Annotated in this window: 22 protein-coding genes; 13 read left to right on the top strand and 9 right to left on the bottom strand. The window is 60.7% G+C overall.

The features are described 5' to 3' along the window. The first annotated feature begins 24 nt into the window (after positions 1 to 24). Together NW855_RS07125 and NW855_RS07120 are read left to right on the top strand one after the other, a co-directional pair. Complete coding sequence (locus NW855_RS07125) at positions 25 to 1,623, top strand: glucose-6-phosphate isomerase (RefSeq protein ID WP_099812498.1); 1,599 nt, start codon at positions 25 to 27, stop codon at positions 1,621 to 1,623. A gap of 119 nt (positions 1,624 to 1,742) precedes the next feature. Then, positions 1,743 to 2,894: a glucose-6-phosphate dehydrogenase assembly protein OpcA gene (locus tag NW855_RS07120; RefSeq protein ID WP_414390249.1), complete on the top strand. Its 1,152-nt coding sequence runs from the start codon at positions 1,743 to 1,745 to the stop codon at positions 2,892 to 2,894. A 177-nt stretch (positions 2,895 to 3,071) separates the two neighbouring features. On the opposite strand, the gene psb35 is transcribed toward NW855_RS07120, so the two are convergent. Then, positions 3,072 to 3,380 carry a photosystem II assembly protein Psb35 gene (gene psb35, locus NW855_RS07115; protein WP_099812496.1) on the bottom strand — a complete coding sequence of 103 codons (309 nt, stop codon included), beginning with the start codon at positions 3,378 to 3,380 and terminating at the stop codon, positions 3,072 to 3,074. 110 nt (positions 3,381 to 3,490) lie between these two features. Then, a complete protein-coding gene (locus NW855_RS07110) occupies positions 3,491 to 3,709 on the bottom strand; it encodes a hypothetical protein (protein WP_011429298.1) in 219 nt (72 codons plus the stop codon). Positions 3,710 to 3,877: 168 nt separating this feature from the next. Between NW855_RS07110 and NW855_RS07105 the strand changes: the two genes are divergently transcribed. Beyond that, positions 3,878 to 5,167 (top strand): cysteine desulfurase, encoded by a 1,290-nt coding sequence (locus NW855_RS07105; RefSeq protein WP_011429299.1) that lies wholly within the window; start codon positions 3,878 to 3,880, stop codon positions 5,165 to 5,167. Between the two features lie 9 nt (positions 5,168 to 5,176). After that, on the top strand, positions 5,177 to 6,292 hold the full coding sequence (locus NW855_RS07100; protein WP_099812494.1) for an aldo/keto reductase: 1,116 nt from the start codon (positions 5,177 to 5,179) through the stop codon (positions 6,290 to 6,292). A 92-nt stretch (positions 6,293 to 6,384) separates the two neighbouring features. Here NW855_RS07100 and NW855_RS07095 read toward each other — a convergent pair whose 3' ends face one another. Continuing rightward, positions 6,385 to 6,768 carry a hypothetical protein gene (locus NW855_RS07095; RefSeq protein WP_414508632.1) on the bottom strand — a complete coding sequence of 128 codons (384 nt, stop codon included), beginning with the start codon at positions 6,766 to 6,768 and terminating at the stop codon, positions 6,385 to 6,387. Positions 6,769 to 6,891: 123 nt separating this feature from the next. On the opposite strand from NW855_RS07095, the gene NW855_RS07090 reads away from it, so the two are divergent. The 3 genes from NW855_RS07090 (at position 6,892) to tpiA (ending at position 9,156) form a co-directional block, all read left to right on the top strand. Further along, the gene (locus tag NW855_RS07090; protein ID WP_011429302.1) at positions 6,892 to 7,569 is read left to right on the top strand and encodes a hypothetical protein; all 678 of its coding nucleotides are present in this window, start codon (positions 6,892 to 6,894) and stop codon (positions 7,567 to 7,569) included. 7 nt (positions 7,570 to 7,576) lie between these two features. After that, a complete protein-coding gene (locus NW855_RS07085; protein WP_099812493.1) occupies positions 7,577 to 8,296 on the top strand; it encodes a hypothetical protein in 720 nt (239 codons plus the stop codon). 92 nt (positions 8,297 to 8,388) lie between these two features. Beyond that, entirely contained in the window at positions 8,389 to 9,156 is a 768-nt protein-coding gene (tpiA, locus tag NW855_RS07080) for a triose-phosphate isomerase (protein WP_011429306.1), read from the top strand. Between the two features lie 5 nt (positions 9,157 to 9,161). Here the strand turns inward: tpiA and treY are convergent, their stop codons facing one another. Further along, the gene (gene treY / locus NW855_RS07075) at positions 9,162 to 11,963 is read right to left on the bottom strand and encodes a malto-oligosyltrehalose synthase (RefSeq protein WP_099812492.1); all 2,802 of its coding nucleotides are present in this window, start codon (positions 11,961 to 11,963) and stop codon (positions 9,162 to 9,164) included. 150 nt (positions 11,964 to 12,113) lie between these two features. Here treY and NW855_RS07070 point away from each other — a divergent pair, with 150 nt between their 5' ends. The 3 genes from NW855_RS07070 (at position 12,114) to NW855_RS07060 (ending at position 14,510) form a co-directional block, all read left to right on the top strand. Further along, positions 12,114 to 12,527 (top strand): hypothetical protein, encoded by a 414-nt coding sequence (locus NW855_RS07070; RefSeq protein ID WP_099812491.1) that lies wholly within the window; start codon positions 12,114 to 12,116, stop codon positions 12,525 to 12,527. 198 nt (positions 12,528 to 12,725) lie between these two features. After that, on the top strand, positions 12,726 to 13,589 hold the full coding sequence (locus NW855_RS07065) for a M48 family metallopeptidase (protein ID WP_011429309.1): 864 nt from the start codon (positions 12,726 to 12,728) through the stop codon (positions 13,587 to 13,589). Between the two features lie 9 nt (positions 13,590 to 13,598). Further along, on the top strand, positions 13,599 to 14,510 hold the full coding sequence (locus NW855_RS07060) for a PfkB family carbohydrate kinase (RefSeq protein ID WP_041438075.1): 912 nt from the start codon (positions 13,599 to 13,601) through the stop codon (positions 14,508 to 14,510). Positions 14,511 to 14,513: 3 nt separating this feature from the next. Here NW855_RS07060 and NW855_RS07055 read toward each other — a convergent pair whose 3' ends face one another. The 4 genes from NW855_RS07055 to pyrR all read right to left on the bottom strand — a co-directional run bounded on the left by NW855_RS07055 (position 14,514) and on the right by pyrR (position 18,531). Then, on the bottom strand, positions 14,514 to 16,238 hold the full coding sequence (locus NW855_RS07055) for an ABC transporter ATP-binding protein (RefSeq protein WP_011429311.1): 1,725 nt from the start codon (positions 16,236 to 16,238) through the stop codon (positions 14,514 to 14,516). A 104-nt stretch (positions 16,239 to 16,342) separates the two neighbouring features. Beyond that, on the bottom strand, positions 16,343 to 16,897 hold the full coding sequence (locus NW855_RS07050; RefSeq protein ID WP_011429312.1) for a metal-binding protein: 555 nt from the start codon (positions 16,895 to 16,897) through the stop codon (positions 16,343 to 16,345). 62 nt (positions 16,898 to 16,959) lie between these two features. After that, complete coding sequence (locus tag NW855_RS07045; RefSeq protein ID WP_011429313.1) at positions 16,960 to 17,919, bottom strand: putative 2-dehydropantoate 2-reductase; 960 nt, start codon at positions 17,917 to 17,919, stop codon at positions 16,960 to 16,962. A 57-nt stretch (positions 17,920 to 17,976) separates the two neighbouring features. Further along, the gene (pyrR, locus tag NW855_RS07040; protein ID WP_011429314.1) at positions 17,977 to 18,531 is read right to left on the bottom strand and encodes a bifunctional pyr operon transcriptional regulator/uracil phosphoribosyltransferase PyrR; all 555 of its coding nucleotides are present in this window, start codon (positions 18,529 to 18,531) and stop codon (positions 17,977 to 17,979) included. 140 nt (positions 18,532 to 18,671) lie between these two features. On the opposite strand from pyrR, the gene NW855_RS07035 reads away from it, so the two are divergent. Further along, positions 18,672 to 19,202 (top strand): pentapeptide repeat-containing protein, encoded by a 531-nt coding sequence (locus NW855_RS07035; protein WP_099812490.1) that lies wholly within the window; start codon positions 18,672 to 18,674, stop codon positions 19,200 to 19,202. An 85-nt stretch (positions 19,203 to 19,287) separates the two neighbouring features. Here NW855_RS07035 and NW855_RS07030 read toward each other — a convergent pair whose 3' ends face one another. Beyond that, positions 19,288 to 20,040: a heme oxygenase (biliverdin-producing) gene (locus NW855_RS07030; RefSeq protein ID WP_276307359.1), complete on the bottom strand. Its 753-nt coding sequence runs from the start codon at positions 20,038 to 20,040 to the stop codon at positions 19,288 to 19,290. A 488-nt stretch (positions 20,041 to 20,528) separates the two neighbouring features. On the opposite strand from NW855_RS07030, the gene rpoB reads away from it, so the two are divergent. Both rpoB and NW855_RS07020 read left to right on the top strand, forming a co-directional pair. Beyond that, positions 20,529 to 23,930 (top strand): DNA-directed RNA polymerase subunit beta, encoded by a 3,402-nt coding sequence (rpoB, locus tag NW855_RS07025; protein WP_414508627.1) that lies wholly within the window; start codon positions 20,529 to 20,531, stop codon positions 23,928 to 23,930. A 99-nt stretch (positions 23,931 to 24,029) separates the two neighbouring features. Continuing rightward, on the top strand, positions 24,030 to 25,913 hold the full coding sequence (locus NW855_RS07020; RefSeq protein ID WP_011429318.1) for a DNA-directed RNA polymerase subunit gamma: 1,884 nt from the start codon (positions 24,030 to 24,032) through the stop codon (positions 25,911 to 25,913).

Raw genomic sequence — 25,913 nt, 5'->3', positions numbered from 1 at the left:
TACGGCCTTGGCAGAAGGGATCCCATGGACAGCCTTCAACTTTGGCAGCGCTACTGCGATTGGCTCTACTACCATCCCGAGCTGGAAATTTTTGTTGATATCAGCCGCATCCGTTTTACTTCCGCTCAGGTGGAAGCGCTGCGGCCTGCCTTTGCCCGCGCCTTTGCCGAGATGCAGGCCCTAGAAGCCGGGGCCATTGCCAATCCCGACGAAGGCCGCCAGGTGGGCCACTACTGGCTGCGGGCGCCGGAGCTGGCTCCTAGCGCCGAAATTCGGCAGGCAATTCAAGACTGCCTCGAACAGGTGGAGAGCTTTGCCAAGAAGATCCACTGCGGCACGATCCCAGCCAGTGGGGGAGGGCGTTTCACCGAGCTGCTCTGGATTGGCATTGGCGGCTCGGCTCTGGGGCCACAATTTGTGGCGGAGGCCCTGGCTCCGCTGCAGCCGCCCTTGAACATTCACTTCATCGACAACACGGATCCGGACGGGTTTGACCGGGTGCTGGGACGGCTGGCCGGCAAACTGGGACAAACCCTGGTGGTTGTCACCTCCAAATCCGGCAACACGCCCGAGCCGCGCAACGCCTTGGTGGAAGTGGAGCTGGCTTACCGGAAGGCAGGGATCCCCTTTTCTGCCCATGCAGTGGCCATCACCGGCCCCGGCAGCCAATTGGAGCAGCAGGCGCGGCAGGAGGGGTGGCTAGCCGTTTTTCCCATCTTCGACTGGGTGGGGGGGCGCACCTCGGAAACTTCCGCGGTGGGCCTGCTGCCGGCAGCGTTGCAGGGGATCGACATCCGGGCTTTGCTGGCCGGAGCTGCCACCATGGACAAAGCCACCCGCGTACCCCATCTGGAGCGCAATCCTGCCGCCCTCTTGGCCATGGCCTGGTACATCGTCGGCGAGGGGCGAGGGCGCAAGGATATGGTGGTTTTACCCTACAAAGACCGCCTGGCGCTGTTTAGCCGCTACCTGCAGCAGTTGGTGATGGAATCTCTAGGCAAGTCCCACGACCTGCAGGGCAACCGCGTGGAGCAGGGCCTAACCGTCTACGGCAACAAGGGCACCACCGATCAGCACGCCTACGTGCAGCAGTTGCGGGACGGCCTCAACAACTTCTTCGTCACCTTCATCGAGGTGCTCCAGGATCGCGAGCCGGGGATCCCTTCCCCCTTCGTAGAGCCCGAGGTAACCAGCGGCGACTATCTGGATGGCCTGCTGCAGGGCACCCGCCAAGCCCTCTACGAAAACGGGCGCGACTCCGTCACCATAACGCTGCCGCGGGTGGACGCCCGCTCCGTGGGGGCCCTGATTGCCCTCTACGAACGGGCAGTGGGCCTCTACGCCTCTTTAATCCAGGTCAACGCCTACCACCAGCCGGGGGTGGAAGCAGGCAAGAAAGCGGCCAGCGCCGTCCTGCAGCTCCAGCGCCAGGTGCTGGAGGTGATGCGAGAGCAAAAGGGATCCCTGACCTTGCCCCAGTTGGCGGAAAAACTGGGCTGCCCAGAGCGCATCGAGACCCTGTACTGGATTGTGCGGCATCTGCAAGCCAATGGCCGCAGTCTAGTGCTTGTGGGGGATCCTGGCCGACCCTTGGAGCTAAGCATCCAGCCGCGCCCGGCCTGAGAGTATAGAAGAGGCAACCTGAAGAGAGGTTTGACCAATCTGTACCTTACCTTAAACCCCTCCTGTGCAGCCGGCCTGTCTGCCTAGAATCGAGCAAGAGGCTACTCCAGGAGGAGACTATGGACCAACCTGCCGCCGTCCTGCCTTTACAAACCCCAAAAGATGTCTCCATCGAGGACATTGAGCAGGAGCTGAACAAGATCTGGTCCTCCAAGGGAGAGAGCGTTGCCGCCCGGGCTGCCACCTTTACCCTGGTGGTGTATGAGTCGCTAGACGATGCCCTGCTGCTGCCTTCCCCCACCGTCGAAGCCATTGCCACCCAGAACCCCTGCCGCGTCATCGACCTAAGGGCCAAACGGGAGGGAGCCACAGACGACGCCATCGAGGCCCAGGTGGCGGCCTATTGCCCGGTGACCCGCGAGCAGCGCAGCTCGCTGGTGTGTTGTGAGTACATCACCCTGAAAGCGCCGGAATCGGCTTTTGTGCGCGCTTGCAGCACTGTCGCCTCGCTGTTGATCCCCAACCTGCCCACGTTCCTGTGGTGGCAAGGGAACTTAGACTTGAATAGCTTGTTGTTTCAAAAGCTGGTAGCCCTGAGCAACCGCGTCATCGTCGACTCGCGGGGCTTTGTCAACCCAGAAGAAGACCTGCAGGAAATTCATCTCCTCATCAGCGAGGGGCACCACTGCGGGGATCTCAACTGGCGACGGCTGCTGCCCTGGCAGGAACTCACCGCCCAAGCCTTCGACCCCCCAGATCGGCGAGAGTCTCTGTCCTGGATAGATCAAGTAACCATTGACTACAGAGCTGGCAACCCCTGCCAGGCCCTCCTTTTCTTGGGCTGGCTGGCCAGCCGGCTGGGGTGGACGCCCACCGAGCGGGCCCAGACTTGGGAACACGACTACGAGATCGACCGCATCCGCTTCCAAACCCAAGCGGGAGGCGAGGTGAGGGCAGAATTGGCTGCCGTGCCCCTGGTCTCGGAGATGAGCCAGGCGGGAGATCTCATCGGCTTGCGCCTCACCTCCAGCAACCAGGAAGCCGACGCCTGCACCGTGCTCTGTTCAGAAACCACAGGGTGCATGCGCATGGAAGCCATGGGAGGTGCCCAGAGGTGCGTGGTTCGCCAGGTGGCTCCCCTGGAGCAGGAGTCCTTGGAAACGCTGCTAGCTGCCGAGTTGCAGCGGCCTGGCCCCGACTATCTTTACGAAGAGACCTTAGGGGTGGTGGCCCAGATCCTCAAATTAAAGAAAAGCGGAGCGCTGGGGTAGAATCTCGATTTCGTTGTTGGCAATCTTGGGGAGACGGATACTGTCTCGCGTTCAAATGCAGGGAAGCGAAGACCCCAACCCAGCGCTTGACAGACGAGAACCTAGGCTTCTCGGGATATCCCGACAAATCGGCCCAAGAAAGCTAGCCAGATCCGCCTATCCACTGTCGAAGCCAGCTCAGCGCAGCCCCAGGACGGAGGCCAGCACGCTGTGACCTACCAGGGCTTCCACCGCAATGCTAATGGCAAACCCCAGCATGGCCAATCGCCCGTTCCAGCGCTCGGCCTTTTCCGTCCACCCAATTTCCCACTCGGGCGGAGCCTCGCCCTCTTGCCCATACTGAGGCACGTATCGCGGACGAGCAGCACCCTCCCAGCCCGCAGGACGCTTGGAGTTGAAGAAAGCCATCGAACCGAGGGCAACAGCAGCCACCAGCCCGCTCACCATAACGGCAATGTAAGGAAAGAAAGGGTTGTCGAGGATCATCGGCCTGTTGGGTTCAGTGAAACAGTCAATAGCCTGGGTAGCGAGCCGATCGGGCAGCCCCCAGACAGAACGCCCGACCTGATGCTTGCGTAAAACTCAGATGTTCTCAACTATCGCAGTCCCAGCCACTGAGCGAGAGTGGTGGCAAAAACACTGTGACCCACCAGCGCCTCTGTGGCAACGCTGATCACCAAACCCACCATAGCCAGGCGGCCATTCCAACGCTCCGCCTGCTCCGTCCAGCCCGGGATCCAGTCGTTGGTGGTGTCGTAGTATTGGGCCACAGAAGCGGAGTCCAGGCGAGAAGGGATCCTAGGAGAGGATTGCATAGGTAATGCCTCATAACTGTACGTAAACAAACTTAACATAAAATTACAGTTCTTGACAACTTTTCCGACTGGCGAGGGGAGGTAGGGATCCCTGGCGAGAGGGAAGGAGTTTGCCGAGGGGTGCCCAGAGCGATGCCATACTGAGGGAGGTAGGCTTCTGCGCAGACTATGGCGGTATCCTCTCTTTCTTCCCCCAAGCTGGACCAGGCTTTTGACGCTGCTGCCGACTTAGCTGCCCAGGTGCGGTCGGATTTTCCAATTTTGCAGCGCCAAGTCAACGGCCAGCCGCTCATCTATTTTGACAATGCGGCCACTTCCCAGAAGCCGCTGGCGGTTTTGCAGGCAATGGATTTCTACTATCGGCACAGCAACGCCAACGTGCACCGGGGAGTGCATACCTTGGGCAACGAAGCCACGGAGGCCTACGAGGGGGCGCGGGAGAAGATTGCCCGCTTTATCAACGCGCCTTCCCCGCAAGAGATCATCTACACCCGCAACGCCAGCGAGGCCATTAACCTGGTGGCCTACAGTTGGGGCATGAGCACCCTAGAGCGGGGGGATGAGATTATTCTGTCGGTGATGGAGCACCACAGCAACTTGATCCCCTGGCAATTCGTGGCTCAAAAGACGGGGGCCTGCCTCAAGTTTATCCAGATCACGCCCGAGGGCGAGCTGGATTTGGAGCACTACCGCTCTTTGCTGGGCGACCGCACCCGCCTAGTGGCTGTAACTCACGTCTCCAACATGCTGGGATCCATCAACCCTGTCCGGGAGGTGGTTGAGTTAGCCCATCGCTGTGGGGCCAAGGTGTTGCTGGATGCCTGTCAGAGCGTGCCCCACATGCCGGTGGATGTGCAGGCCCTAGACTGCGATTGGCTGGCCTTTTCTGGGCACAAGATGGGCGGCCCCACGGGGATCGGGGTGCTCTACGGCAAGCGGGAGCTGCTGCGGGCCATGCCGCCCTTTTTGGGCGGGGGCGAGATGATTGCCGAGGTGTACTGGGATCACGCCACCTACGCCGATATCCCCCACAAGTTTGAGGCGGGCACGCCGGCCATTGCCCAAGCGGTGGGTCTGGGGGCAGCCGTCGATTACCTAAGCCAGATCGGTCTGGAGCGCGTGCATGCCCATGAGCAAAAGTTAACCGCTCGCCTCCTAGAAGGGCTTCAGCGCATTCCAGGCATTACAATCTATGGCCCCAAGGACCCGACGCGGCGGGCGGGGCTGGTCAGCTTTTCGGCGGAGGGCATCCACCCCCACGACCTGTCCACCCTGCTGGATGAGCAGGGGATCGCCATCCGGGCCGGCCACCACTGCACCCAGCCGCTGCATCGCCACTTGCAGGTGCAATCGACGGCGCGGGCCAGCGTTTACCTCTACAACACCTTGGCCGAGGTGGATCGCTTCCTGGAGGTGCTGGCGGAGGCGGTGGCGTTTTTCAGGGAGGCCTTGGGGTAGCCGAGGAAGATGCTCTACCGCCGCTTTGGGCGCACACAGCAGCTTATGTCGGCTTTCTCCCTGGGCAGCATGCGCCTAGTCCATGTGCCGCCGGAGCAGGCCCAGGCCACGGTGGCAGCGGCGCTAGAAGCAGGGATCAACCACATCGAAACGGCGCAGGCCTATGGCCAGGCCGAGGTGCTCTTGGGGGAGATCCTGCAGAAGCTGGCGGTGCCGCGGCAGCGCTTGATCCTGACCACCAAGCTCACGCCTGGCGAGAGGCTGCGGGAACGGCTGGAGGGATCCCTGCAGCGGCTACAGGTGGAGTATTTGGATCAGTTTGCCTTCCACGGCATCAACCTGCCCGAACACCTGGAGTGGGTGCTGCAGGAGGGCTTGCCGCTGCTGCGGCAGGCGCAGCAGGAGGGCTTGGTGCGCTACATCGGCTTTTCCACTCATGGATCCCTGGAGCTAATCCTGCAGGCCATCCAGAGGGGCCAGTTTGACTTTGTGAATTTGCACTACCACTTTTTCCAGCAGCGCAATGCCGCGGCCCTGGAGGCGGCAGCCCAGCAGGATATGGGGGTGTTCATCATCTCCCCTGCCGACAAAGGGGGGATGCTCTATCGCCCGCCCCAGCGTCTCCGGGAGAGCTGTGCGCCCTTTAGCCCCCTGGAGTTTGCCTATCGATTTTTGCTGGCGGATCCCCGCATCCACACCCTCAGCCTGGGCATTACCCATCCCGACGAGCTGCAGACGGCCCTGGCGGCCCTGCAGGATCCCGAGCGCTGGTGGACGGAGGGCCTGCAGGTACAGGAGCGGCTGCATCAAGCGGAGCAGGAACGCCTGGGCTCCAGCCGCTGTGCCCAGTGCTACGCCTGCCTGCCCTGTCCCGAAGGGATCCACATCCCAGAGGTGCTGCGGCTGCGCAACTTGGCTCTTGCCCACGAGATGACCGAGTTTGCCCAATATCGCTACAACATGTTCGGCCAGGCAGGGCACTGGTTCCCAGGGGTGCCTGCCGACCGCTGCAGCGAGTGCGGCGACTGCCTGCCCCGTTGTCCGCAGCACCTGCCGATCCCGGAGTTGTTGGCCGAAACCCACCGCCTTTTGCACCGCTCTCCCATCCGGCGGCTGTGGGAGTAAGGGCCCCTTCTCCCAGGGGGTGAGGGGGGTGAAAATCCTGGCCAGGAGAGCCAGCTAGGGGGAAGCCTCTTGCTGCTCCGGAGTTCAAGGCTCTAGCGCCGCTTGCTGCACAGGGTTTTGGCACGGTTGTGTACCTGTCTAACAAACAGAGGCAGGAGCTGTTCCTGAATGTAGGCAAAGGCTGCCGGGAGGCCTTCTCTTTCGTAGATAAGGCCGATTTCTGCCTCCACCTGGGTGGGATCCCGCAGAGCCGACAAAAATTGGTTGGAGGTGAGCCAGGTGAAGAGTTCCGCGCGGCTAAGATCGCAGCCGGGAGGGGAAGGCACCTGCCAGTCGGGTGGCGGGCCGAGCAGCCACTGGCGGGCAAAGAGGCTCAGCACCGCATCTCCTAGCCACGCCTTGTCCCGTCGGGATCCCTCGTCCAACTGGGCCACCTGCTGTCTGACGGTCGAAGCAAACTGGGATCCGGGCACCATGGGCAGCACTTAGAAGGAGCAGCAAGGGTAGCAGAGCTTCCCTGCCTCATTCTACTAAGATGGGGTCTGGCCCACCCTCAGCGGGTAAAGGGGCGGAGTTGGCTGTTTTGAGGATCTCAGTGCATGTTGTTGGAGCTTACCCCAGAAGAGTGCGAGGCGGTGATCCCGCTGGTGCCGACGCGGCTCCAGTACGCAGCTTACTGGAGCGATGCCCTCAAGAGCGTAGGCCGGATCATTACAGCTATTTTGGTGGGCGTAGCGCTGCTGGTGCTGTCTCGCGCTTTTGGCGAGGGATCCTTCTTGGGGGCAGTCTCCTTTCTGGCGGGGTTTCTCTCGTTGCTCTACCCTTTCCTCTGGGGGCCCCTCTACACCATCTCCCGCCGGCAGCTAGCCTTTCGCGAGATCCCTTACGGAGGGCTCTTTTTTGGCCAGGTGTTGAGCACCCGCCGCTACGAGGTGGTGGTGGAAGAGCGGGAAAAGGTGGATGAAGAGGGGCAACTCTATATTGAAGAAGTGCGCGAGCGCCAGTTTGAGATGGAAATTGGCGATGAAACAGGAGTTCTCTACCGAGTGCGGGCCAGGGACGATCCCCGCTACCGGCGAATTGTTAAAAAGCAATCGGTGCTGGCGCTGGTGAAGGCCTATTCCCGCGATCTGCGGCGCCGACCGACCTTGAGCGAAGTCTACGTGGTCAAGCTAGGGGAGTGGGTGGGAGATGTTTCCTATCTGGATCGGGAGGCGTTTTTGGAGTTGGCCGACGAGCTGCTGGCGCTCGAGCTAGGACCGGAGGCGAAGGCATAGAAACCTTATGTCAGAGGCTGGAATCACCCGCGCAGCTTGGATCGTGGCGGCCTTGGTGGTGTCGGCAGCCCTGGGGCCGCGGTTGGCTCTGCCTTTGGCTGGGATGGTGGGCTTGGTGATTGTCGAGCAGGTGGCCTTTGGGGGGCGGCTCTCGGGGTTGCTGGGCGCGCTGCTGGATTGGGCTTCTCCAGCCTATCGGCGGCGGGTCATCTGCCACGAGGCAGGACACATTGTGGTGGCCCACCTGCTAGGGATCCCCTTGCGCGGCTACGTGCTGGGCCCCTGGCAGGCTTTCCGACACGGGATCCCCGGCTACGGGGGAGTGCAGCTGGATCAAGCCCCCATGCGCACCTGGGAAGCCCAGGGGGGCATCCCCTGGGCAGATCTAGAGCGCTACAGCCTGTTTTGGATGGCAGGGGCTGCCGCGGAGTCTCTCCAATATGGCCAAGTGGTGGGAGATGAGGAGGATAGACAACAGTTGGCCAAGCTGCTGGCAGGGATCTCAGCAGCCCAGCCCTTGACCTCTGCGGCTCAAATGAGGGCCTACATCAACCGCTTTCTGCGCCAGAGCCGGGCCTTGTTGCAAGCCCACCCCGAAGCCTATGCCGTTGCCGTCCGGCACCTAGAGCAGGGATCCCCCCTCCAAGACTGCCTAGCTGCCCTTGCGGCCAGCTTGGAGGAGCGGTGTCAACAACCTCCCTCGCCCTCTTCTGAAACCTCTTGCTGATACACTGTGACATACGAAAAAAGCTCGGGATCCCCCAGGCTCGGGATCCCAGCGGTTGACTACATCGTTGTGTCGCTTAGGGAGGATCCATCTTGCGCCCCATCCTCATTGCCGGCAACTGGAAAATGCACAAGACTCAGGCTGAGGCTCGCCAGTTTCTGCGCGAGTTTCGTCCAGCCCTGCAAGCCTCGTCTGCAGGGGTGAGGCCGCAGCGGCAGATCATTCTCTGCGTGCCCTTCACAGACCTGGCCGTGGTGGTAGAAGAAACGCGGGGATCCGGCATGGCTGTGGGAGCCCAGAACCTGCACTGGGAGGATCAAGGGGCGTTTACGGGAGAGATCTCCGGCCCCATGCTGGCAGAGCTGGGGGTGCGCTACGTTATCGTCGGCCACAGCGAACGGCGGCAGTACTTTGGCGAAACCGATGAAACCGTCAACCGGCGCTTGGCCGCGGCCCAGCGGCACGGGCTCACCCCCATCCTCTGTGTGGGGGAAAGCTTGCAACAGCGGGAGCAAGGCCTGACCGAGTCTTGGATTGTGGGACAGTTGGATCGCGCCTTGCCGGGGATCGATCTGCGCAACCTCGTGATTGCCTACGAGCCAATCTGGGCCATTGGCACGGGGAAAACCTGTGCAGCCGCCGAGGCCAACCGCGTCATCGGCCTTATCCGCCAGCATCTGGGCGCCGACCACCTGCCCATCCTCTACGGTGGCTCGGTCAAAGCCAGCAACATCGACGAGCTGATGGCCCAGCCGCAGATTGACGGTGTACTGGTGGGAGGGGCCAGCCTCGATCCCCAAGAGTTTGCCCGCATTGTCAACTTCCAGGCCCTGACTCCTGCCGCAGCAGCGGCTCCCTAGGTTCCTCAGCGAGATTGCCCCCACAGTAGAGCCACGGGAAAAGACTTGAGGACGGCGCCCACCGACAAGGTGTCGCCGGCAGGGATCCCTTCTTGGGTGAGGCCATTGACCCACTCCAGCCGCTTCCAGCGCGGCAGCTGAATTTCTGTGTCTTTCCAAACAGCGTCCCCCAAGGGATCCTGCGTCTGGTAAATTAGGGAGGTTAGGAAGCGGGGCGCCACCACCAGGACGACTTGTTTGTCGTGCTGACGGGCAAAAGCAATGACATGGTTGGCATAGGAGCCGCTCACCTGCAGGGGAATATAACTGCCTTCCAGAAATAGCTGCGGCTGTTCCTGACGGGCCTTTAGCACCTGATGGATGAGAAACAGCTTAATGCGGCCGTCGTGGCGGTGAAGCAGAAGATCTTGGATAAGTTGCAGGGGATCCTGCTTGATTCGCCGTTGAATTTCTTCGAGGTAAGCCAGGCGGCGGGAAAAGTCCACAGGCCGACGATTGTCGGGATCGACCATGCTGAGATCCCACAGCTCCGTGCCCTGGTAGATATCCGGGATCCCAGGGCTGGTGAGCTTCAGCAGGGTTTGAGAGAGAGAGTTAAAGATGCCAAAGTGGGCAATTTTGCGCTGAAAGGGCAGGAAAGACTCCAAGAAGGGGCTTGAGGGCCGCAGGATCTGATCGATGAAAGCAAGGGTAGCTTCTTCGTATTCGGTATCGGGGCGAAGCCAAGCAGTATGAACCTTAGCTTCCCGAACTGCTTTAATGGCGTAGTCTTTAACTCGCTGGATAAAGGTAGGAACTTCCTCTGGTTGAAAAGGATAGGAGCCGATCAAAGTCTGATAAAGAAAATACTCGTCGTTGCGATCGGGCAGCTCCGAACGCTTCGCTTGCTTGCTGCGAACTTTGTAGCCAAGATTCAACTCATGCCAGAGTTTAATGTGCTTCTCCCATTCAGCGGGGAGTTCCGAGAGCACATTCAGGCGGGCCCGCACATCCTCGCCGCGTTTGGTGTCATGGGTGGAGGAAGCATTCATTGAGAAGGGCCACTGGGCTGCTCGTTCTTGGTTAAAGCGATGGAACTCTTGGACAGAAATGCCAAAACGATATAGATCCCCACCTACTTCGTTCAGGGATAGCAGCCTGTTGTAAACGTAGAAGGCCGTATCCTCTACCCCTTTGGCCATGAGAGGGCCAGCCAACTGTTGCAGCCGCATGGCAAAGTAGATTTGCTCGTTTTTCTCTTCCTCTGAGACGTTTTCGGGGAACTCAAGGCAGAGAAAGCGCTGCAGGAAATTCAGCTCGTTAACCAAAATGGGCAGGTTCTCCTTAGCTTTCTCTACAGCTTGGCGGACGGCCTGTTGACCTTCTGAGCTGAGGATCCCTTCGTGGATGTAGACTCGGTAAACTGGGAAACACACCAAAACCTCTGCCAAGGCTCGGCGCAAGCTGTAGAGGGTGAAGTCATTGGCATAGCGGTGATGGCTGGTAATCTGCTTGAGCAAAAAAGCAAGGTTGTCCATGTCCCCTGCCAGGTTGCGCTCGATAATCAGCCGTTTTTTATCTTCGATAACCTGTTCTGGTGACTGTTGCAGGTTGGTGAAATCTTGATAAAGAGCACTGAAGGCTTCTGCATTCTCCGATTGGCAAAAGATGCCATTAAGCTTAGCTAAAAAGTCGTAACCCGTTGTGCCTTGAACTGGCCATTGCTGAGGTAGCTTCTCATTAGCTTCTAGTATTTTTTCTACCACAATGTAGAGATCTGGACAGCGTTCTCGCAGACGATGGAGATACTCCTCTGGGTTAAATAGGCCATCGATGTGGTCGATGCGTAAACCTGTGAAGCGCCCCTGTTCTGCGAGCTTGAGAATGAGCTGATGCGTTTTGCGAAATACTTCGCGATCTTCCATCCGCAGCGAGATCAGATCGTTGATGGTAAAAAAACGACGATAATTAATCTCCTCAGCACCCACCTTCCAAAAGGAGAGGCGAAAGTTTTGCCGTGCCAAAAGGCTGTCCAACAAGTCAAAGCTGGAGGGATCCCCGGGCTTGCCGTTGAAGATGGCGATGTTCTCGTCAAAGAAGCTTTGAATATGCGGGCTAGAGGTGTAGAGCTCCCAGAGGGAGTGCTTGGCAAAGCTAATTTGATCCGTGCGCTCTAGGAGATCCTCTTTGCTAGGAATAAACTTGAGGCTGAAGAGGATCCCGAGTAGTTTGACATAGTCGGGGTGGCTGCGCCCTAGTTTCCGCCGCAACTTGCCCAGGTTATAGGTAAAAACATCGGCATAGGTGTCAATATTGAGAGGAAATCTTAAGTTGTAGTAGTTAATGCTCAGGCCGTCGGCATCATAGCGTAGCTGAATCTGGCCTGACTCCAGGCACTTGTTGTAGAAGTCGCCCAGGAAGGGAGCAAGGATTCTGCCCTTGATCCCCAGATAGGAGTGATCCCAATTCACGTCAAAGTAGTCGATAAAGTCTGAGTTAGGCCCGCTTTCCAAAACATCCATCAGCATTTGGTTTTGGCCGTCGTAGGCCATGTGGTTGGGCACGATGTCTTGGATCCAGCCGATTCCCTGCTGGTTGAGGGTTTCCCACAAGAGTTCAAACTTTTCACTCCCCCCTAACTCCACGTTGATCTGCCTGGGATCCACGACGTCGTAGCCATGGGTGCTGCCCTTGCGGGCCTGAAAGATGGGGGAAGCATATAGATCGCTGATGCCCAGCAACTTCAGGTAGGGGACAATTTGCCGCGCTGCCTCGAAGTCAAATCCAGCGTGAAACTGAATGCGATAGGTGGAAGTCGGGATCCGCATGACGACCTCAAAACGACGACAAGGTGGCTCAGCCCATGACCAGAAGGGATGTTTCCAGGGTAGCGGCTAAGATCGGGAGGTCCCGCATAAAGATCGGCAAAACCCTAGATAGGTGTTCAGGGGCACAAGAGCGCCAAAGGGCAAGCAACGATGCTAAACCAGGCGGCGGCGAGATGGGCAACGATTTTTCTCTTGAGCGGCACTTCTGGGAGCGACCTGAGCTTTGCCCAAGGGGAGTTGCGGGTGGGGGACGAACCGGTTTTCACCCTGCCCACTCCCGCTGCCTCTGCCCATCTGCGTCTGGTGCAGCAACGTCTGGAGGAGATTTTGCTGCAGGCCAGCAGCTCCCAGCCCCAGGTCGGTTTGGAGATCCCTGCTCCTCCCACTCCGGATCCCTTGGTGGCTCCTCTGCCAGCCCATACTCTTCTCAATGGGCAACTGCCGTCGACAGTGACGCCGGTGGATGCAGAGGCCTACGCCACTTCTCAACCGGCGGATTTGGCGCGACGGCTACAGAAGACCCTAGACTCGGCGGAGAGCCAGCAGCGGCTCTATCGCCGATAATGGGCGGCTGGTTACCGGTGGACCGTGCATCGGGAATCATGTCGTTTATTGGCAGATCCCTTTTGGGGAGGATCCCCTGGGGTTTTCCTATCAGCCGGTGCTGCCGGATCCCCCGCCGGAGCGGCTATTTTTGTTAAACCGCCTGCCTCAGTTTGTGCCCTACGAGTTGCGACCCTAAGCGTTTTTCTACGGCCTCCTATGTCCTCTACACCATCCACGCCAACCCTTCCCCGCCAGCCCCGCATCCTGTTGGGCCTGCGGGCTGACCATTTTCGCCATCCTGTGGATCTGCAGGCAACCCGCTCTCTGCAGCAGGTGCCGGGGCTGGGCCTGCTGATTCAGAATTTGCTCGGCTCGACGGCAGGGGAGATCTTTTATCTGGATAACATCGCCTCGAGCATTCAAATCAACGAGCACCAGTTGCCGGAAATTCACCAGCTTCTGGTGCAGGCCTGTCGCATTCTAGATCTGGAAGTGCCCCAGCTCTACGTGCGCCAAAATCCCGTGCCCAACGCTTACACTTTTGCCATGCAGGGGAAAAAGCCCTTTATCGTCCTGCACAGCTCCCTGCTGGACTTGCTGGAGCCGCCGGAAATTCAAGCCGTGATCGCCCACGAGCTGGGCCACCTCAAGTGCAACCACGGCGTCTACTTGACGATGGCCAACCTTCTCATGCTCTCGACCAGTTTGCTCCCCTTCGGTGGGCTCTTCTATCAAGCGCTGCAAGATCAACTGCTGCACTGGCTGCGCTGTGCCGAGTTTACCTGCGACCGGGCGGCGCTGCTGGTTACCCAGGACGCAAGAACGGTGATCTCGGTGCTAATGAAGCTGTGCGGCGGCTCGCCGCAGTTGGCCGCCAAGCTCAATGTGGATGCTTTTCTGGAGCAGGCCCGCACCTACGAGGAGCTGGACGACGATCTCTGGCAGCTTGAGCTGAAGCAGATGCAGACCATTGGGCGCACCCACCCGCTGCCGGTGCTGCGAGCTCGGGAAATTGAGCGCTGGTTCCGCAGCAACACTTACCGGCAAATTTTGGAGCAGCACGGCTCGACTGCTGCCTGAGAGGCCAGGATGGCTTCCCTCGGAGTGACCTCTGGCCTCCCCCTGATTGTGGGGGAGACCCTTTTCGATTGTTTCCCAGACAAGGTGGTGCTGGGCGGTGCGGCTTTGAATGTGGCTTGGAACCTCAAAGGGCTAGGATCCGATCCCGTCTTGCTCAGCCGCGTCGGCCAAGATGAGGCGGCAGAACAGTTGTTGGCGGCGCTGCGGCGGCAGGGGCTGCGTCTGGAAGGGCTGCAGCGGGATCCGCTTCACCCCACCGGCCAAGTCCGGGTCACGCTGGATGGGGAGGGGATTCCGACCTTCGCCATCTTGCCCGACCAAGCCTACGACTACATCCAGTTGGACAGGGCAGCTCTGCAAGCCCTCCGCCCCAGCCTGATCTACCGGGGCAGCTTGGCGGCGCGTCGAGAAGCAGCCCATCGCCATTTTCAGGAGACCCTTCCCACTTTGGGCTGTCCGGTGTTTTTGGACCTCAATCTGCGGGATCCCTGGTGGCGCCCAGGCCCCGTCCGGGAAATGCTGCGCACCTGCGCTTGGCTGAAGCTGAACCAAGAGGAGCTGGAGCAGGTGGTGCAGTTAGAAAGCATCCCCGCCGGCAAGGTGGAGGAACAGGGGCAGGCCTTGCGGGCGCGGTTGAACCTGAGGGGCTTGTTCCTAACGCTGGGGGCGGCAGGTGCATTCCTGTTCACCGGTAGGGGGGTGTATCGGGGGGAGCCGGTGCCGGTGCCGCGGCTGGTGGATACGGTGGGGGCAGGGGATGGGTTTAGCGCGGTGGCCATCCTGGGCCTGCTGCAAGGATGGCCGGAGGCGGTGTTGCTGCAACGGGCGGTGGAGTTTGCGGCGGCCATCTGTGGAGTTGCGGGGGGCGCCCCCCCAGATCCGGCGTTCTATCGCCCCTTCCGGCAAGCGTGGGGGCTGTAGAAGCTACTGGAACTGGCGCCAGTGGAACTGGGCGTAGCGCCCCCCCTTGCTCAGCAACTCGCGATGATTGCCCTCCTCCAACAGTTGCCCCTGCTCGAGGACGAAAATGCGATGGGCGCTGCGCACCGTAGAAAGGCGGTGGGCGATCACAAAAACCGTGCAGCGCTGCATCAACCGCTGCAGAGCTTCCTGCACCAAGGCCTCAGACTCGTTATCCAAAGCAGAGGTGGCCTCGTCCAGGATCAAGATCTTGGGGTTGAGCAACACGGCGCGGGCAATGGCCAACCGCTGCCGCTGGCCGCCGGAGAGGGTAACTCCGCGTTCTCCAACACGGGTGGCGTAGCCATCGGGCAGGCTCTCGATGAAACTGTCGATGTTGGCCACGCGGGCCGCCTGCCGCACTGCTTCCAGGTCAAAGTCCTCTTGGCCGTAGGCGATGTTGCTGGCGATGGTGCCGGAAAACAGGGTAATCTCCTGGGGCACGATGCCGATCTGGCGGCGCAAGCTCTTGAGGGTGACGGTGCGGATGTCGATGCCGTCGATGCGGATGCAGCCTTCCTGGGGATCGTAGAAGCGCGGGATCAGGTTGACCAGGGTGGATTTGCCGGCGCCGGAGGATCCCACCAGGGCGACAATCTCGCCGGGGGCCACCTGGAAGCTGATCTGTTTGAGCACCGGCTGATCTGGTTTGTAGGCAAAGGAAACCTGCTCGAACTCCACCCAGCCTTCAATGGGCGGCATGGGGCGGGCGCCGGGCAGCTCCCGCACGCGGGAGCGGGTATCCAAGAGCTCGAAGATCCGCTCCACCGAGGCTTCCCCCTGTTTCAGCTCGCTGTAGTTGTTGGTGATGTGGACAATGGGGTCGATCAGCATGGCGACCCCGGCAATAAAGCCAAGAAACTGGCTGCCGGTCAGGTTGCCCTTGCTAATCTGCCAGCCCCCCACCCAAAACACCCCCAACACGCTCATGGCGTACAGAAAGCCCACCACCGGGTCTTGGATAGCTTTAACCTGTTCGGTTTGGAAGCGGGCCAGGCGGTTGTTCTCGGCCATGGCGCTGAAGCGGCGGATCTCGTAGTCCTCGGCAGCAAAGGCGCGGGTGAGGCTGATGCCGGCAAAGGCTTCCGTCAGAAGGGAGGACAGGTCGGCCATGCTCTCCTGGTTAAGGCGGGAGCGCAGCAGCAGCCGCTCCCCAAACCAACTGATCAAGGCGCCCATCAGGGGGGCAATCACCAGGGTGGTCAAGGTGAGGATGCCGTTGAGGTAGAACAGGTAGGCCACTACCGCCAAGATGGTGAGCACGCTGGGGATGAAGCGGTGGAAAAAGCGCTGCACCACTTCGCCCACCCGATCCAGATCGCCGGTGAGGCGGTAGACCAGGTCGCCGGTGCGGCTGCCGGAAAAGTAGTCCACATCCAACCCCTGCAAATGGGCGTAGAGCCGTTGCCGCAATTCCAATACCATTTGCAAAGAGGCCTTGGCCATAAGGGTGTCCTGGCCGTACTGGAAGGCGCCGCGCACCAGAAAAAACACCACCCCGATCAAGGCCAAGATCCGCAGTTGCCCCAGATCCCCCGCGCCGATGGAGCGGGCCACCCACTCGATCAAGTAGGCGAGGGCAGGCATAGTGAGGACAAAGCCAAGGGTACAGGCCAGCCCCAGCAGCAACATCCACAGGTGGGGCCGAATGAAGGGAAAAAGGCGGCGATAGCTACGACCCGGATGCACAGATCTCAGAAGAAAGGGCTTCTGCCCCACTCAGCTTACCGGATCGGGCCACAAGCTGCTGCCGGGATCCCTGGCCAGCGGGGTTGTCTCTTAGACGGCTCTGGCTAGCCTAACTTTTGCCCATACCTGGCAAGGGGGGATCCCCTTCTTCGACGGCGTCTGCGCCAACGTCGCCAGCGGGAGACCAGGCAATCGCTGAGGCTGTGGTTCAGCGAACCCAGCTCCAGCCCCATGCCCACCCAAAGCAGCGTCTCTGCGTGCGCATGCAACCCTTGCCAGAGGTGGTTGCGCCAGGCCCAGGGCCGCCACTGCCACCAGCCCAGGCGGGATCCCAGCCAAGCCCCCGGCAGGCCCACCCCCGCCACCCACAGGCCCAGGTAGAGCACGCGCAGGGCAGTGCCGACGATCGGCCCGTGGGACCAGAAGGAGCGGTGTTGCAGGCAGCGGCGGTAGGGGAGCCAAATCCAGCGCAGGAACAGCCAGCGGCGATACTGGCGAGAGTCAGTGTCCAGATCCCCGGAAAACATCAGGCCGCTGAAGAGATAGGCGGATCCCACGGCCAGAGCTACGGCAGCGCTGTTGCCCAACAGGCCGGCTGCCAAAGTGACGCCGGGAGCTGTCCAGAGGGTGATGCGATCGTGGGTGGATCCTAGAGGCATGAAGCCAGCGCAGCGCTCCGCTGCGGCTGAGTCTAGCCGCAGGAGAAGGAAAAAGCTTGCCCTCAGGCCGGGATCCCTCGATTGAGGCGATCCAACACCTGCAACTGCCGGTAGAGCATCTCCACCCGCGGCATCTGAATCCCGCCTTGCTGGGCATAGCGGAGCGGGTTGGCAAAAATAGCCTCCAGTTCCAGGGGACGCTTGCGCTCGTAGTCGATCTTCATGCTGGTTCGGTAGGGGGCCATCTTCTCGGTGCTGGCCAGCATCTCGGAGATCAGGGTCTGCGGGAGGTGGCGGCCACAGGCGGCAGCCCCCTGGATCACCTCGTGCATCAGCGTTTCCGCCAAAGCGCGGGCCTCAGGGTCGCGGATCATTTGCTGGGTATCGGCGTTGAAGATCACCGAGAGGCCGTTGAAGGGAATGTTCCAGACCAACTTCTGCCAGCGGGCCAACATCAGATCCGGAGAAAGAGAGGTCGGGATCCCGGCCCGCTGAAAATCTGCTTGAACTTGTTGAAGGCGAGGCGTGATCCCCTGGGGCGCATAGCCGGGGCCGTATTCCGCCAGCAGCACCGAGCCATAATCCAGATGACAGATGTGGCCGGGGCCGACTTTGTTGGAGCTGATAAAGCACAGCCCGCCGATCACCCGCTCAGGGCCAACCCAGTTGGCAATCTCCGGCTCCGCCCCCAGGCCGTTTTGCAGCAGGATCACCACGCCGTTGTCCGCCAGCACAGGCGGCAGCAACCGTGGCAGGAGGTGATTTTGGGTAGCTTTCAGGGCCACGATCACCCCTTCGCAGACGGGCATCTCCTCCACGGCGGCGTAGGCATTTACCTGGGGTAAGTGAAAGTCGCCCCAGCAGGACTCTACCCACAGCCCTTTCTGGCGCACGTGGTCGTAGTCGCTGTGCAAGAGAAAATGCACCGTGAAGCCAGCCTGTTGCAGTTTTGCCCCGTAAAACCCTCCCAGGGCGCCTGTGCCCAAGACAGCGTAGCGACGGGTTTCCGGCAAGACAGCCATAGCGGCAAAAGTCGGCAGATTATCCCCACCATACCGCACCCCAGGGGCGTCTCAGGCTCACTCTCTGCTGTTTTCCTCAAGTTTGGCGTCGATCAACAACACCCGCTCCTCGCCGTCGGTTTCCCGCAGGTGCACTTTGACGATCTGCTCAGGGGCCGTGGTTAGCTTGTGACCGCAGTAGTCTGGTTGAATGGGAAACTGGCGGTGGCCGCGGTCGATCAACACGGCCAGGCGCACTTGCTCCGGTCGCCCAAAGTGGTTGAGAGCCTCCAGAGCCGCACGGACGGTGCGACCCCGGAAGAGCACATCGTCCACCAACACCACTTCTTGGCCGGTCAGATCCCGCGGCAGCTCGCTGCGATTGGGAGTGCGCAGGCCGCCGGAGCCCAGGTCGTCTCGGAAGAAGGTGATGTCCAGCTCTCCTACCTGCGGTGGGCTCCCGAAGCCGGTGGCGATGCGATCCCGCAGGCGGTAGGCCAAGGGGACGCCGCGAGTGCGAATGCCGATCAACACCAGCCTGTCCAGGTGGGGGTGATCCCTGGCAATTGCTGTAGCCAGAGCGTCGATCAGCTCCGCTATCTGCTGCGCATTGAAGACCTCGACTGTGGACATGGATCCCTGTCCCCCCCTCGCCAGTTGGGACTCAGCTTATAAAAGCCCAAATTAGCCCAATCTGCCGGCGGGATCCCCATCCGGTAGGATAAAAGTAAGAGCAATCCCAAAGCCGTGGAGGTTTCCTGGAGGGATCTGCGATGTCTGTTGCTTGGCCGGCTTCTGGTTTGGTGAGACTGTCCTGGCTGACCCCTTTCCTGCGGGGTGCGGTGTTTTGCGGGCTGATCCTGTGCCTGGGTGTCGCCCTCTTGGGATCCCCGTCCTGGGCAGAAGACTACAGCAAGCGGGATCTGCAGGGGGCGAACTTTGCCGGACAAGACCTGAGCGGCTGGAAATTTCTCAAGGCCAACCTGCGACAAAGCGATCTCAGCCATGTCAAAGCGGCAGGGGCGAATCTGTTTGGAGCCAACCTCAGCAGAGCCAACCTGCGGGGGGCCGATCTGCGCGGCGCCACCTTGGACATGGCCAATTTGCAAGGTGCCGACCTGCGGGAAGCCCAACTGCAGGACAGCATGATGTGGCTGGCGCGGGTGGAAGGGATCGAGATCGAGGGGGCGGATTTCACCAACGCCCTGATCCGCAAAGATGCCCTTGCCATCCTCTGCGAACGGGCCAGCGGCGTTAACCCCGTCACCGGGCGGGCCACCCGCGACACCCTCGGATGCGACTAATCCCTCACCCTCGGACCCTCTCCCCTGAGGGAGAGGGGGGATGGGGAGGCCAGGAACGCCCTGTTTCGCCGCAAAGAGGTGTGGCTCAGGAGGTGGGGGCAGCCGCCTCAGAGCGGGCGGACGGGCGCCGAAACTGGCTGAGAAGCGAGTTCCAGGCCAAGCGGGCCATGGATAGCAGCCAATTGCCCTCCAATTCCTTGAACAAGTCCATGTTGAGCTTGAAGGCGTAGTTGGCTTCCGCCACAATGCGCTCGATGGTGGCCTGATCCAGCTCCAGCGCGTCCAACTGGGCGCGGTAGCGCTGCTTAAACTTGCCCTCGTGGGGGATCTGCTCGAAATCGTAAAAGGCCGTTCCTTCCCCCGGCGGCAGGCCCATGGCCCGGCGGGCGATGTTTTTCAGGATCTGGCCGCCCGAGAGGTCGCCGATGTAGCGGGTGTAGGCGTGGGCAATCAGCAGAACCGGGTCTTTTTCCACCACTTCTCGAATGCGGTTGACATAGACCTGGCAAGCGGGAGAGGGCTTGACCACGGCACGCCAATTGGGGCCGACAAAATAATTCAAGTCCTTCTCCAGGCTGGCCCTGCGCCACAATTCGGGATAGTAAAGCCGGCCCACCAGCGGGTGCTCTCGCAATTGGGCAAAGCCCTCTTCCAGAGCGCTGTAGACAAAGTAAAAGTTGCCCACATAGCGGCTGTAGGCTTTTTTATCCACCACTCCCTTGAGGAAGCACTTGATGAAGGCCATATTCTCGGCCATGGTGTGGGACTGCTTGGTGCCCTCCCGCAACTGAACCGAGAGGCTGGCATGCTGGTGTTTTTGTTGCAGACTTTGACTCACAAAATCCTCCTCGCCAAAAACGGCTGCTTGTGTGAGCTGTTTTCAAAAACATCAATAAAGGTCGCCCTGGCCCCAGAGGCTGTGTAACCCCACTTCAACCCCTTCTCATCTGAATGGATGTGGATCCTGCCGGGGAACGACGCAGACCAGACCTCCACCAGGCTGAGCGCGCCCTCCAACGACTTGACCTAGCCTCCAGGCCCACCCCACTTTTCCAAGCCCTTTGACGACCGGCAAGCGGAGTCGGAGCAGCGGCTGACTTCCCAACGGTCAATGATTAGAATAATCTGCTTAAGTGTGAATGGATGTGAACAATCCTTAAGGCAGGTTGGGGATCGCCCCTGGCTTGGCAGCTTGGCTGGGATCCCAGGGGCCGTTGCCAAAACTTCCCGGATAACCCGGCGGCCCTTGTAACGTTCGTTGACGATCGTTGGCAGGGTTTCTATAATTAGAGGCCTGACTGCAGCGCAACCCCTGCCGAGCAACGCATGACACAATTAGCAGTGCCATCCCCTGCCGCTCCTACCTTGCCTGACCTGGTAGAGATTCAGCGGGAGAGTTTTTTGTGGTTTTTGCGAGAAGGGTTTGAAGAGGAGCTCCTCAGCTTTTCCCCTATCGTCGATTACACCGGCAAGCTGGAGCTGCACTTTCTGCCGGAGTACCGCCCTGGGGATCCCTCCAAAGGGTACAAGATCAACAAGCCGCGCTACGACCCTGAGGAAGCTAAGCGACGGGATGCTACCTACCAAGCGCAAATCCGGGTGCCCACTCGCCTGATTAACAAAGAGACGGGCGAGATCAAGGACATGGACGTCTTCATCGGCGAGCTGCCTTTGATGACGGATCGGGGTACCTTCATCATCAACGGCGCCGAGCGGGTGATCGTCAACCAAATTGTGCGCAGCCCCGGCGTCTACTACAAGTCGGAGCTGGACAAAAACGGTCGGCGCACCTACAGCGCCAGCCTCATCCCCAACCGGGGCGCCTGGCTGAAGTTTGAGACCGACAAAAACGGCCTGGTGTGGGTGCGCATCGACAAAACCCGCAAGCTCTCGGCGGCGGTGCTGCTGAAGGCCTTGGGCCTGAGCGACTCGGAGATCTACGACAGCCTGCGCCACCCCGAATTTTTCCAAAAAACCATGGAAAAAGAGGGGCACTACAGCGAAGAAGAGGCCCTGATGGAGCTGTACCGCAAGCTGCGGCCTGGCGAGCCTCCCACCGTCTCCGGCGGCCAGCAGTTGTTGGAATCCCGCTTCTTCGATCCCAAGCGCTACGACCTGGGCCGAGTAGGGCGCTACAAGCTCAACAAAAAGCTCAATCTCAACGTGGCGGAAAATGTGCGGGTGCTCACCGTCACGGACATCTTGGCCGTCATCGACTACCTGATTAACTTGGAGTACGACATCGGCCATGTGGACGACATCGATCACCTGGGCAACCGCCGCGTGCGCTCGGTGGGCGAGCTCTTGCAAAACCAAGTACGGGTGGGCCTCAACCGCCTGGAGCGGATCATCCGCGAGCGCATGACGGTCTCCGAGTCAGAGAACCTCACCCCGGCCTCGCTGGTTAACCCCAAGCCCTTGGTGGCGGCCATCAAGGAGTTCTTCGGCTCCAGCCAGCTCTCCCAGTTCATGGATCAGACCAACCCGCTGGCGGAGCTGACCCACAAGCGGCGGCTGTCGGCCTTGGGCCCCGGTGGCCTGAGCCGGGAGCGGGCCGGCTTTGCCGTGCGGGATATCCACCCCAGCCACTACGGGCGCATCTGCCCCATCGAAACTCCGGAAGGCCCCAACGCCGGGCTGATCGGATCCCTGGCCACCCACGCCCGCGTCAACCAGTACGGCTTCATCGAAAGCCCTTACTACCGGGTCGAAAACGGCGTGGTGCGCAAGGATCTGGGGATGGTCTACCTCACCGCCGACGAGGAGGACGAGTATCGCGTGGCGCCGGGGGATGTGCCGGTGGATGCCGAAGGCCGCATCACCGCCGACTTGGTGCCGGTGCGCTACCGCCAGGAATTTACCACCGCCCACCCCAGCGAGGTGCACTACGTGCAGGTGTCGCCGGTGCAAGTGATCTCGGTGGCCACCTCCTTGATCCCCTTTTTGGAGCACGACGACGCCAACCGCGCCCTGATGGGGGCGAACATGCAGCGGCAGGCGGTGCCCCTGCTCAAGCCGGATCGGCCTTATGTGGGCACGGGTTTGGAAGCCCAGGCGGCGCGGGACTCTGGCATGGTGGTGGTGTCGCGCACCAGTGGCGTGGTGACCTATGTTTCCGCCGACGAAATCGTGGTGCGGCCAGACGACGGCGGGGATCCGATTGTTTACCGCTTGCAGAAGTACCAGCGCTCCAACCAAGATACCTGTCTCAACCAGCGCCCTCTTGTCTACGCGGGGGATCGGGTGGTGCCCGGGCAGGTGCTGGCGGACGGCCCGGCGACCGAGGGAGGCGAGCTGGCCTTGGGCCAAAACGTCTTGGTGGCCTACATGCCCTGGGAGGGCTACAACTACGAAGATGCCATCTTGATCAGCGAGCGGCTGGTCTACGATGATGTCTTCACCTCGGTACACATCGAGAAGTACGAGATCGAAGCCCGGCAGACCAAGCTAGGGCCGGAAGAGATCACCCGCGAGATTCCCAACGTGGGGGAAGATGCCCTGCGCAACCTGGACGAAAACGGCATTGTGCGCATTGGGGCTTGGGTGGAAGCCGGCGATATTTTGGTGGGCAAGGTCACTCCCAAAGGGGAGTCGGATCAACCGCCAGAGGAGCGGCTGTTGCGGGCCATTTTCGGCGAGAAAGCTCGCGACGTGCGCGACAACTCGCTGCGGGTGCCCAACGGCGAGCGCGGACGGGTGGTGGATGTACGCATCTTTACCCGCGAGCAGGGGGATGAGCTGCCGCCGGGAGCCAACATGGTGGTGCGAGTCTACATTGCCCTCAAGCGCAAAATCCAGGTGGGAGATAAGATTGCTGGCCGCCACGGCAACAAAGGCATCATCTCCCGCATTTTGCCGGTTGAGGACATGCCCTATCTGCCCGATGGCACGCCGGTGGATGTGGTGCTCAACCCCCTGGGAGTGCCCTCCCGCATGAACGTGGGCCAAGTGTACGAGTGCCTGCTGGGCTGGGCCGCGGAGCACTTGGGGGTGCGCTTTAAGCTAATGCCCTTCGATGAAATGCACGGCCTGGAGGCTTCCCGACTGACCGTGGAAGCCAAGTTGCGGGAGGCGCGCGAGAAGACCGGCAAGGACTGGATCTTCAACCCTGAGGGCAAATACTGCGGCAAGGTGCAGGTGTTTGATGGCCGCACAGGCGAGCCCTTCGACCAGCCGGTTACGGTGGGCCGGGCCTACATGCTGAAGCTCGTGCACTTGGTGGACGACAAGATCCACGCCCGCTCCACCGGCCCCTACTCGCTGGTAACCCAGCAGCCCCTGGGGGGTAAGGCGCAGCAGGGTGGCCAGCGCTTTGGCGAGATGGAGGTGTGGGCTTTGGAGGCGTTTGGAGCGGCCTACATCTTGCAGGAGCTGCTCACCGTCAAGTCGGACGATATGGTGGGGCGCAACGAGGCCCTCAACGCCATCGTCAAGGGCAAGCCCATCCCTCGACCCGGCACGCCGGAATCTTTCAAGGTGTTGGTGCGGGAGCTGCAGTCCCTCTGCCTGGACGTGTCTGTCCATAAGGTGGAGGTGGACAGCGACGGCCAGACCCGCGATGTGGAGGTGGATCTGATGGCCGATGTCTCCAGCCGCCACACCCCCTCGCGGCCCACTTATGAATCCGTTACATCCGAGGATCTTTCTCCAGCGGCAGGAGGAACCTTTACCTTAGCCAGGCGCAGCCGCGAGGAAGACGAAGACAGGGAGGAAGAGGACGATTTTTGATTGATGCCAGGGATCCCATTCGGCTCAGGAGAGGAGGGGTGGGGTTCCTCTCCCCTTCCTTTGTAGTTGCTAGGGCAGCAAGTCAGGAGAACAACGGCAATGGCCAAAACGGAGCAACGCTTTGACTATGTCAAGATTGGGCTAGCTTCTCCGGAGCGGATTATAGAGTGGGGCCAGCGCACCCTGCCCAACGGCCAAGTGGTGGGAGAAGTCACCAAGCCGGAGACCATCAACTACCGAACCCTCAAGCCGGAGATGGATGGTCTCTTCTGTGAGCGCATCTTCGGGCCGGTTAAGGACTGGGAGTGTCACTGCGGCAAGTACAAGCGAGTGCGGCATCGCGGCATTGTCTGCGAGCGCTGTGGGGTGGAGGTGACCGAGTCGCGGGTGCGCCGCCATCGTATGGGCTACATCAAACTGGCCGCCCCGGTCACCCACGTTTGGTACCTGAAAGGGATCCCCAGCCACATCGCCACGCTGTTGGACATGCCGCTGCGGGACGTGGAGCAGGTGGTGTACTTCAACGCCTACGTGGTGGTGGATCCGGGCAACGCTCCCAACCTCTCCTACAAGCAGTTGCTGACCGAGGATCAATACCTGGAGATCGAGGATCAGATGTACGAGGAGGGATCCGAGCTGCAACTGCCGGAGAACTGGGCCATGATCGGGGCGGAGGCCATCGAACGCCTGCTCAAGGATATCGACCTGGAAAAAGAGGCGGAGCAGTTGCGGGAGGAGATCGCCAGCGCCCGCGGCCAGAAGCGGGCGCGCCTAATCAAGCGGCTGCGCGTGATCGACAACTTCATCGCCACGGGAGCCCGGCCAGAGTGGATGGTGCTGCGGGTGCTGCCGGTGATCCCGCCCGATCTGCGCCCGATGGTGCAGTTGGATGGGGGGCGCTTTGCCACCAGCGACCTCAACGATCTCTACCGTCGGGTGATCAACCGCAACAACCGCCTGGCGCGGCTGCAGGAGATCATGGCGCCGGAGATCATCGTGCGCAACGAGAAGCGTATGCTGCAGGAGGCGGTGGACGCCCTGATCGACAACGGTCGGCGGGGGCGCATGGTGGTGGGGGCCAACAACCGTCCCCTCAAGTCCCTCTCCGATATCATTGAGGGCAAGCAGGGGCGTTTCCGGCAAAACCTGCTCGGCAAGCGGGTGGACTACTCTGGGCGTTCGGTGATCGTGGTGGGGCCCAACCTGCGCATGCACCAGTGTGGCTTGCCCAAAGAGATGGCCATCGAGCTGTTCCAGCCCTTTGTGATCCACAAGTTGATCAAGCGGGGCATCGTCAACAACATCAAAGCCGCCAAAAAGCTGATCCAGAGCAATGACCCGCAGGTTTGGGACGTGCTGGAGGACGTAATCGACGGCCACCCAGTTTTGCTCAACCGTGCCCCAACGTTGCACCGCCTCGGGATCCAGGCTTTTGAGCCGATCCTGGTGGAGGGGAGGGCGATTCAGCTCCACCCCTTGGTCTGCCCGGCTTTCAACGCCGACTTCGACGGCGACCAGATGGCGGTGCATGTGCCTCTCTCCTTGGAAGCCCAGGCGGAGGCACGCTTGCTGATGTTGGCCACCAACAACATCCTCTCCCCGGCCACAGGCGCTCCGATTATTACTCCCAGCCAAGACATGGTGTTGGGGTGCTACTATCTGACGGCGGACAATCCCCACGCCCCCGACCTTGGCGATCGTTATTTTGCCAGCCTGGAGGACGCCCTCATCGCCTACGACCGCGGCGTCATCGGCCTGCACAGCAAAATCTGGGTGCGCTACAGCGGCCCGATGGAGTTGGGCAAAGAGGAAAAAGAGTCGGAGCCTCAGATTATCGAGGAGCCGGGCGGCACCCGCCTCAAGATCACCAACTACCGCCGCATCCGCGAGGATCGGGACGGCAACGTGATCAGCCAATACATTCGCACCACGGCGGGCCGGATCATCTTCAACAAAACGGTGCAAGATATTTTGTCTGCTTGA

It is taken from the genome of Synechococcus sp. RC10B2 (assembly GCF_047502635.1).
This window is presented reverse-complemented; position numbering and strand designations above follow the sequence as displayed.